Raw genomic sequence first — 7,863 nt, 5'->3', positions numbered from 1 at the left:
TGATTGATAAACAAATAAATGATTTAAACATATTCTGATGAAAATTGTTGTAATTGGAGGCACGGGCCTCATTGGAAGTAAATTAGTGCACAACCTGCGCGTACTTGGCCACGAAGTGTTCGCCGCATCGCCGGCGACAGGGGTAGACACCATCACGGGTGAAGGGCTAACACAAGCGCTGGAAAATGCGCAGGTTGTCGTCGATGTATCAAACTCCCCTTCTTTCGAAGACCGGGCAGTACTCGAATTTTTTGAGACTTCAAGCCGGAACCTGTTGGCGGCAGAGCGTGCCACCGGGGTAGGCCACCATGTGGCGCTATCCGTTGTGGGCACCGAGTTGCTGTCGGAAAGCGGCTATTTCCGGGCTAAAATCGCACAGGAAAAGCTTATCCGCGAATCGGGTATGCCATATACGATTGTGCATTCCACTCAATTCTTTGAATTCCTGGGGGGTATTGTCAAGTCGGCCTCGGAAGAGGGAACAGTGCGGGTGCCTACCGCATTGGTCCAACCGATTGCCTCAGACGATGTGGCGGCGGCCCTCACGGAGGTAACGCTCGAACGGCCTGTTAACGGTACGGTGGAAATCGCCGGGCCCGACCGTTTCCCGCTGCCTGAATTAATCCAACTGTATCTGGACGCTACCGGCGATCAGCGGGAGGTTGTTGGCGATCCGTGGGCCCGCTATTTCGGCGCTTTACTCACGGAAGCCACGCTCTTGCCCCGCGGTTTTGCGCATGTGGGCAACAAAAGGGTAACGGATTGGTTGATTACTCAACGAAAATTGGAAAATGTTTCTTAATACATCCCAACTGGCTTCGTAACGAAGATGACGGGTGTCAGCTCCCGGAGGCGGCTGTAAAGGGCGTGTACTTTCCACCCGTTCGTACACGTATAAATCCTACGTCGGCATGGACTTGCCATGAAAACCGATCAGTTACGCCGGGAAATGAAGGCAGCACATTATGGGTATTTAATATTTAGCAATGAAACGAGTCGACATGGTTTACAGAAGTATGTTCGGAATGATGGTCCACTATTTATTGGACGGCATTATCCAGCACGGCAATATGAAAGCGGAAAGCGATTGCACGACATTCGGCAGCGAATTCCTCAATGATAGCATCCGAATGGTGGAACAGCCGCTACGGCAAATGAATGATTGACATGGGCGGGTTATACGGCATCATGACTAGTTCCATCGGTAAGAAAATGACGATGGCTTTGACCGGATTGTTTCTTATCAGTTTCCTGGTGGTGCATGCGAGCATCAATGCACTCATCTTTATCAACGATAACGGTGAGACGTTTACGAAGGGTGCGCACATCATGGCCACAAACCCCGTAATCCGTGCCATTGAAGTGGTACTGGTAGTCGGTATCTTGTGGCACATCGTACAGGGCCTGCTGTTGTGGCGATCCAATCGTGCGGCACGGCCCATTCGCTACGCGGTGGTACACGCGCCCCGCCGAAGCACGTGGTATAGCCGGAGTATGACCCTATTAGGAACCCTCATATTACTGTTCCTTGTGGTACATACTTCCAATTTCTGGATACCCAACCGGGTGCATCAATTCCGCTATGGGGAGGAACTTCCACTTTACGCAATGATGCTTCAAAAATTCAGCAATCCGATCGAAGTAGCGATATATCTGGTGGGTGCCGCCTCATTGTATTGGCATTTGTTGCACGGATTTTCAAGCGCATTCCAAAGCTTGGGCATTGACCATAGTAAATATATCGGACTCATCCGGTGGACGGGACGCATGTTTTCACTGGTAATGCTTCTCGCGTTTTCACTCATGCCGCTTTCCATCTACCTGAAGTGGGTGAGGTAATGATAAGATATCCGCACACTGTAAACTGCGTGAACAAGAATAAAATTTATAAAAGAAAGGAATCATGAAAACTAAAATTAACGTATTTGAAAAAGGAAAAAAAGCATTGACTCCGCTGTATCATATCGGGGCGTACCTCAAGAAATCCAGCATTGAGAAACAGTTGTTGGAGCTGGTGGATTTCCGGGTCTCTCAGTTGAACGCCTGCGCTTACTGCCTAGATATGCACGCGAAAGAATTACGTGCGATGGGCGAGACCGAGCAGCGGTTATACGGTCTCAGTGCCTGGCGGGAAGCCCCTTATTATACCTCCCGGGAGCGCGCGGCGTTGGAATGGGCCGAAGCGATTACCGCGGTGGAGGTTACCGAGTCTGTTTATCTCCTTATAGCTGCCGAATTCACAGACGAAGAGGTCATCGATCTGACCTTGGCAATCACAACCATCAACACATGGAACCGCTTCAATATCGCGTTTGAGAATACGCCGGGGACCTATCAGGTGGGCATGTTCGGTTGATGATAGTCCATTGCAGGGGCCTTGGCCGACCTTTTTAACACAGTGCGCATGGTTTTCCAAGCAGGTAAGCGCGGCGGAGATGCAACCGTAAATCAAACGGTGTCAAAGCGAAAAAAATCAGACACCATAGTGTAACGTAATAACAAATTGCTAACTTTGAATCAGTTATAGCATCTAAATGGCGTTAAGTGCCATCGCGTGTTCCTAACGTCTTGCAAAATAATACTCATTGAACGGAAATGGAAAGGCCCGTAAATGTAGTGCGGAAAGAACGTGCTCATATAGCCAAGGGGACCGACCCGGGTCGGATCGAGCGGCTCAGGGACGAGGTAAAGGCTCTCGAAGGCGAAAAACAGATTTTACTCGATTTGAGTAAAGCCATAACCCAGGTACGGGCGCGTGACGATCTGTTGGCCTTTTTTTCAACTAAGATAAGCCGCCTGTTAGCATTTACCCACATGGGTATTGCCTTGATAGACGAACATCATCACACCATTACCCCGTTTTTAACATCCGGTAACGAACCAGTCCCGCCTAAACCGTTTTCATCCGATAATCCCTTGATCACACGATTGTTAGGGGCCGAAGAAGCATTTTTACTCAAAACGGATGAATCGACGCGTGATCCCATCAATTCTCTATTGCCCAAGAAAAGCTACCATGCGGCGACCGCATCGCTGTTGGTGACCCCCCTAACGCGCGATGGAAGCGTGATGGCATTCCTGCACCTGGCTTCGGATATCCCCGATGGCTTCACGGTGCCCTTCCAGCACATCATAAATGCGGTGTCGCCCCTGCTTGCGGCGGCTGTTTCCAATATTATCAGGAATGAAGAAATCAAAGAAAAGGAGTGGGACAAGTCGTTTTTGCTGAATTTCAGTAACAGCATCGCCGCGGTGAGAACCAAAGACGAACTGGCTGACGTCGTGTACCTGTCGCTGAAGAAATTAAGCCAGATAAAGGCCTATTTTATCCGGATAGTGAGCAGCGACGGGGTGACTTTAACCCCCTTTCTGCACGATAAAGACGCATACTATATCGGTAGTCCTTTATTTAAAACGCTGCTTAATAAGAAGATAACAACGACAGATGGAATTACCGGAAGGGTAATGGCCGGGAATATACCGGTGGTCATCGACTTTGCCGAAGAGATACACCGCGGGACAGACGACTACTACGTGGAATTCTGGAAACAAGTGGGCTATAATAAGCCGGGGTTCGAAAAGATGGTGGGTACGCCGCTCAGGGCCGGCGAAAAAGAGCTCGGCGTACTGTGGGTAATCACCAACGCCATTAACACCGCACTGCTGGAAGGGATATGTGCCCAGCTGTCTATCGCCATCTCCAATATCCTCGCCAATGAAGAAATCATCAGGCGGCAGGAAGAAAAATCAAAGTTATTAGTACTTAGCGATGAAATTGCCCGGATGAGAAACCGGAGCGATCTACTGCGGTTGGTTAGCGCGAAGCTCAAGGTGCTGTTCGCCATCGAGGAATTCGGGATTTTAAAGGTGGACGACGACGGGCGCACGTATAGTGATTTCATGACAGACCTGGGCGAAGCGATCGTACGTGACCCCGATTTTGAACGGATCAGTAAAGCCAAATACCGGGTCAGCGATCCCGTTTTCCGCCGTATCGTCGCGTCAGATGAACCTGTTGTATTGGGTGTGGACGAACTTGCGGCTGAGCTGGATATGCCGGCGTATGTGGGTTTCTGGAAACATCTCGGCCTTCGGCAGATTTTGAGCATTGCTTTGCGGGCCGGTGGTGCCGTGGTAGGGATAGCTTTTTTCCATATCGATCGCCACGAGGTGCTGATTACCAAACCCAATCTATTGCGGGCAATCTGTTCGCAGCTGGCGGTGGCTGTATCAAATATCCTAGCCAACGAGAAGCTGCTCCATTATAAACAAATGCTCGAAATCGAAAATGATCACCTCAAAGAGCAGATCAAGACCATTTATAATTTCTCTGAAATCATCGGCAGCGGCGAGGAGATGCAAGAGGTTTATCACCTGATGTCATTGGTGGCGCATACCAACTCCACGGTTTTGCTGTTGGGTGAAACGGGTACCGGCAAGGAGTTGATTGCCCGGGCCGTCCATAACACGTCGCCGCGCAAAGATAAACTGATGGTAAAAGTCAACTGCGCGGCATTGCCGGCAAATCTGATTGAAAGTGAACTGTTCGGTCATGAGCGCGGGGCATTTACCGGCGCTGTTGATCGCCGGATAGGGAAATTTGAGTTAGCGGATGATAGCACGCTTTTTCTCGATGAAATCGGTGAAATGCCTTTGGAGACACAGGTTAAGTTACTGAGGGTTATACAGGAACGTGAGTTTGAGCGAGTAGGCGGGAAGACCACCATTAAGGTAAATGTGCGGATTATTGCAGCCACAAACCGCAAGCTGGAAGAAGAAGTAAATGCAGGACGGTTCCGTTCCGACTTGTATTACCGATTGAATGTGTTCCCCATTGTGTTGCCACCTTTACGAAACCGGTTGCAGGATGTAGAACCACTGGCCCGTTATTTCGTAGCACGCTACACCCGCAGCAGCGGTAAGGGGCAGATGGATTTGACGCCGGAAGTAATCAACGCATTGAAGCGGTACACGTGGCCGGGGAACGTCAGGGAACTGGAGCACCTGATGGAGCGCAGCGTATTGCTGACCGAAGGTGACACCATCAGTGAGGTGCCCCTGCCCGTTGCCGGCGACAGGGTGGGAGACGATGGCGATGGCTATCCCAGGGCACTTCAGGAAATGGAAGCCTCGTATATCATCAAGGTATTGAAAAAGTGCAATGGCCGGATTTCCGGCAGCGGCGGGGCAGCAGACATCCTGGGGATACCGGCCACAACACTGCATTCGAAGATGAAAAAATTGGGCGTATCGAAGGCCCAATATGTTTAATGGAACCATAAAAGCATAAAAATGGCGGCTATCTCCTAGGATGCCGCCATATCATTCAAATGGAGCCTAATTTGCGCTTAACCGATTGGCTGCCTGATCGATGAAGTTAGCAACTGCATCGGGCTGCGATACCATGGGTACATGGCTGCTTTCCAGCTCGATGGTGGTAGCATTGATCATTTTTGCTGTGGCCCGTTCCAGGTCGGGATTGATCATCCGGTCTTCTGTGGCCACGATACACCATGAGGGCTTGGTTTTCCAAGCCACATTGTGTACGGGCTGTACGGTAGCGGCGGCAGCCCACGGTGTTTGGGTGGCCACCAGTACATTCCGTTGGGCTTCCGGCAGGTCCTGGGCGAAGTCTTCATGGATGCCCTTGGCGGTCATGGACAGGAAACCTTCGGCATCGGGACGGAATTCTGCTCCACCCGGCCCCGGAGGGAAGGGGGCGTTCACATCGACCACCGACTGGCCTTCGTCTGGTATCAGTGCAGCCACATACACCAGTCCGGCTACTTTCGCGTCGTTGCCTGCGGCGCTGATGACCATCCCTGCCCAGGAATGGCCCACCAGCAATACGGGGCCGTCCATGAGGGCAATAGCGCGCTTGGTAGCCGCCACATCGTCTTCAAGCGAGGTGAGTGGGTTTTGTACGGCAGCCACATGGTAGCCTTTCTCCTGTAGCCGGGAAATGACCGCGGCCCAACTGGTGCCATCGGCAAACGCGCCATGTACAAGGACCACGTTTTTGACGCCATTCAGTGCCGGTCTGTTTTTGGGGTGGACACCCGAGGAAAATAAGGTAATCGGTGCGATTACGGCACACAATGCAAATTGATGTAATGTAGTCATAACAGTTAAATTTTTAGTGAATTATTTAGTGGATAAGAATTTACTTATGAGTTGCTTATTTATTTAACCTAACCGGCTGCGAAGTGCTGCGGCTGCGTGGGCGATAAGCGATTTGACCGCAGGAAGTGTAGCTAATCCGTTCAGTAGGCCGAAATCGTGGATCATACCGTTATACCGGATGGTGGTAACCGCCACACCGGCTTCATCCAGCTTCCTGCCGAATGCTTCGCCCTCATCGCGTAGAATATCGTTTTCAGCTACCTGGATCAGTGTTGGCGGCAAGTCCTTCAACTGCGCTATCGTGGCCTGCAACGGCGATGCGAATATCTCCTTGCGCTCATCGGGGTCGGTGGTGTATTGGTCATACATCCATTTCATCATGGAGGCGGTGAGAAACCTGTCTTTACCGAACTGTTGGTAGGAGGTTGTCTCGAAGTCGGCATCTACAATGGGCCACATCATGACCAGTAGTTTGAGCTTGGGGCCTCCCTTTTCCAGTGCTTTCAGGCCGGTCACGGCGGTCATGTTGCCGCCGACACTGTTTCCCACGACGGCGATGTTGCTGCCATCCACACCGATTTCATCACCATTGGCTGCAACCCATTTGGTCACTGCATAGATTTCATTGACAGCCTGTGGGTAATGCGCTTCCGGCGAGGGGGTGTAGTTCACAAACACCGCCACACAGCCCGATTGGACCACCAGGTCTCGTACCAGCCGTTTGTGGGTCGGGAAATCGCCGAGGATCCAGCCGCCCCCGTGGATGAAGATGAAGGCGGGCAACCTGCCTTCGGTGCCCTGGGGCCGCACCACGTGGATTTTCACTTTGTAACCCTCGCTGATGATGGTTTTTTCTGTAATGGAGATTCCCGAAAGGTCTACAGGAACCGCTGCCTGCGCATCCGCCAGCACTTGGCGGGCAGCCTCTTTCGTGAGGGTTTCAATAGGGGCACCGCCGGCGGTATTCAACGCCGTTAGAAAGGTCCTGGTCTCCCGGCTCAGGAGCGGGTCTGTTGCATAATCCGCAATTTCTGTGCGGTTTGATCTTGATAAATTGTTCATGTTCTTGTATTTATTGGTTCTTGTTACGTTATGCTTTCAGCTTAAGGACCCCCGCCTTTCAAATGCGGCGGGGGCTTGGGCGCCTATGCCGTGGGTACGGCCATCCGGACTTCAACGACGGCACCATACTGGATAATCGGACAGGCTTTGGCGAGCTCGACAGCGTCTTCGTAGTTGTCTGCCTTCACTAAGAAAAGCCCACCGATAGAACGGTCGCCCGTTGCGAGCGGCCCTTCACTGATTGCCAATCCGTCGGCTTTTGCCTGTATAACCCTACCGTCGGTGTCCCACCGTTTTGGTGGGGCCACCAACTTATTCTGGTCTGCAATGGTGGCAACCCAATGCTGGTAAGGCTTCAATGCTGATTTCATTTGCTCTGCGGTGGGGCGAGGTTGATCGCTGGTCAGATCCCGGTGGATCACTAATAGATACTCATTCATCGTTAAATAGTTAAATAGTTAAAAAATAAACAATGATAGGCTGTAGACAAGCGATGTGCCAATGAATTATTTTATTGAAAATGAGATTATTATATAGAGATGTACCGCATATCGGTTGCGATATTTCGCGATAACGCGAAATGTGGATACTAAATACCGTCAGGTCTGCACCGCACACTCTTGTGCGTTTTCGTATCTTTACTTCCGTCGGTTGCCCGGCTTCGTACGCTAGACCATA

8 protein-coding genes are annotated in these 7,863 nt (G+C 51.1%); 5 read left to right on the top strand and 3 right to left on the bottom strand.

Annotated elements, in window-relative coordinates; genetic code table 11:
* Nucleotides 1-37 precede the first annotated feature (37 nt).
* From NGM62_RS06685 to NGM62_RS06665, 5 genes are all read left to right on the top strand, one after another.
* The gene (locus NGM62_RS06685; RefSeq protein WP_262246726.1) at nucleotides 38-802 is read left to right on the top strand and encodes an SDR family oxidoreductase; all 765 of its coding nucleotides are present in this window, start codon (nucleotides 38-40) and stop codon (nucleotides 800-802) included.
* A gap of 184 nt (nucleotides 803-986) precedes the next feature.
* The gene (locus tag NGM62_RS06680; protein WP_262246725.1) at nucleotides 987-1,166 is read left to right on the top strand and encodes a hypothetical protein; all 180 of its coding nucleotides are present in this window, start codon (nucleotides 987-989) and stop codon (nucleotides 1,164-1,166) included.
* A gap of 22 nt (nucleotides 1,167-1,188) precedes the next feature.
* A complete protein-coding gene (locus NGM62_RS06675) occupies nucleotides 1,189-1,839 on the top strand; it encodes a succinate dehydrogenase cytochrome b subunit (RefSeq protein WP_262246724.1) in 651 nt (216 codons plus the stop codon).
* A 64-nt stretch (nucleotides 1,840-1,903) separates the two neighbouring features.
* Nucleotides 1,904-2,356, top strand: coding sequence for a carboxymuconolactone decarboxylase family protein (locus NGM62_RS06670; protein ID WP_262246723.1), 453 nt, complete (start codon nucleotides 1,904-1,906; stop codon nucleotides 2,354-2,356).
* Nucleotides 2,357-2,595: 239 nt separating this feature from the next.
* Nucleotides 2,596-5,271, top strand: coding sequence for a sigma-54-dependent Fis family transcriptional regulator (locus tag NGM62_RS06665; RefSeq protein ID WP_262246722.1), 2,676 nt, complete (start codon nucleotides 2,596-2,598; stop codon nucleotides 5,269-5,271).
* 66 nt (nucleotides 5,272-5,337) lie between these two features.
* Here NGM62_RS06665 and NGM62_RS06660 read toward each other — a convergent pair whose 3' ends face one another.
* The 3 genes from NGM62_RS06660 to NGM62_RS06650 all read right to left on the bottom strand — a co-directional run bounded on the left by NGM62_RS06660 (nucleotide 5,338) and on the right by NGM62_RS06650 (nucleotide 7,625).
* Entirely contained in the window at nucleotides 5,338-6,123 is a 786-nt protein-coding gene (locus NGM62_RS06660; protein WP_262246721.1) for an alpha/beta fold hydrolase, read from the bottom strand.
* A gap of 63 nt (nucleotides 6,124-6,186) precedes the next feature.
* On the bottom strand, nucleotides 6,187-7,185 hold the full coding sequence (locus NGM62_RS06655; RefSeq protein ID WP_262246720.1) for an alpha/beta hydrolase: 999 nt from the start codon (nucleotides 7,183-7,185) through the stop codon (nucleotides 6,187-6,189).
* A gap of 83 nt (nucleotides 7,186-7,268) precedes the next feature.
* Nucleotides 7,269-7,625 (bottom strand): YciI family protein, encoded by a 357-nt coding sequence (locus NGM62_RS06650; RefSeq protein ID WP_262246719.1) that lies wholly within the window; start codon nucleotides 7,623-7,625, stop codon nucleotides 7,269-7,271.
* Nucleotides 7,626-7,863 lie beyond the last annotated feature (238 nt).

It is taken from the genome of Parapedobacter soli (genome assembly GCF_025460835.1).
Taxonomy (GTDB): domain Bacteria; phylum Bacteroidota; class Bacteroidia; order Sphingobacteriales; family Sphingobacteriaceae; genus Parapedobacter; species Parapedobacter soli.
This window is presented reverse-complemented; position numbering and strand designations above follow the sequence as displayed.

Bases quoted from the DNA above. Each gene is read 5' to 3' on its own strand.
- NGM62_RS06680 (WP_262246725.1), top strand. From the start codon at position 987: ATGAAACGAGTCGACATGGTTTACAGAAGTATGTTCGGAATGATGGTC.
- NGM62_RS06650 (WP_262246719.1), bottom strand. From the start codon at position 7,625: ATGAATGAGTATCTATTAGTGATCCACCGGGATCTGACCAGCGATCAA.
- NGM62_RS06685 (WP_262246726.1), top strand. From the start codon at position 38: ATGAAAATTGTTGTAATTGGAGGCACGGGCCTCATTGGAAGTAAATTA.
- NGM62_RS06655 (WP_262246720.1), bottom strand. From the start codon at position 7,185: ATGAACAATTTATCAAGATCAAACCGCACAGAAATTGCGGATTATGCA.
- NGM62_RS06675 (WP_262246724.1), top strand. From the start codon at position 1,189: ATGACTAGTTCCATCGGTAAGAAAATGACGATGGCTTTGACCGGATTG.
- NGM62_RS06665 (WP_262246722.1), top strand. From the start codon at position 2,596: ATGGAAAGGCCCGTAAATGTAGTGCGGAAAGAACGTGCTCATATAGCC.
- NGM62_RS06660 (WP_262246721.1), bottom strand. From the start codon at position 6,123: ATGACTACATTACATCAATTTGCATTGTGTGCCGTAATCGCACCGATT.
- NGM62_RS06670 (WP_262246723.1), top strand. From the start codon at position 1,904: ATGAAAACTAAAATTAACGTATTTGAAAAAGGAAAAAAAGCATTGACT.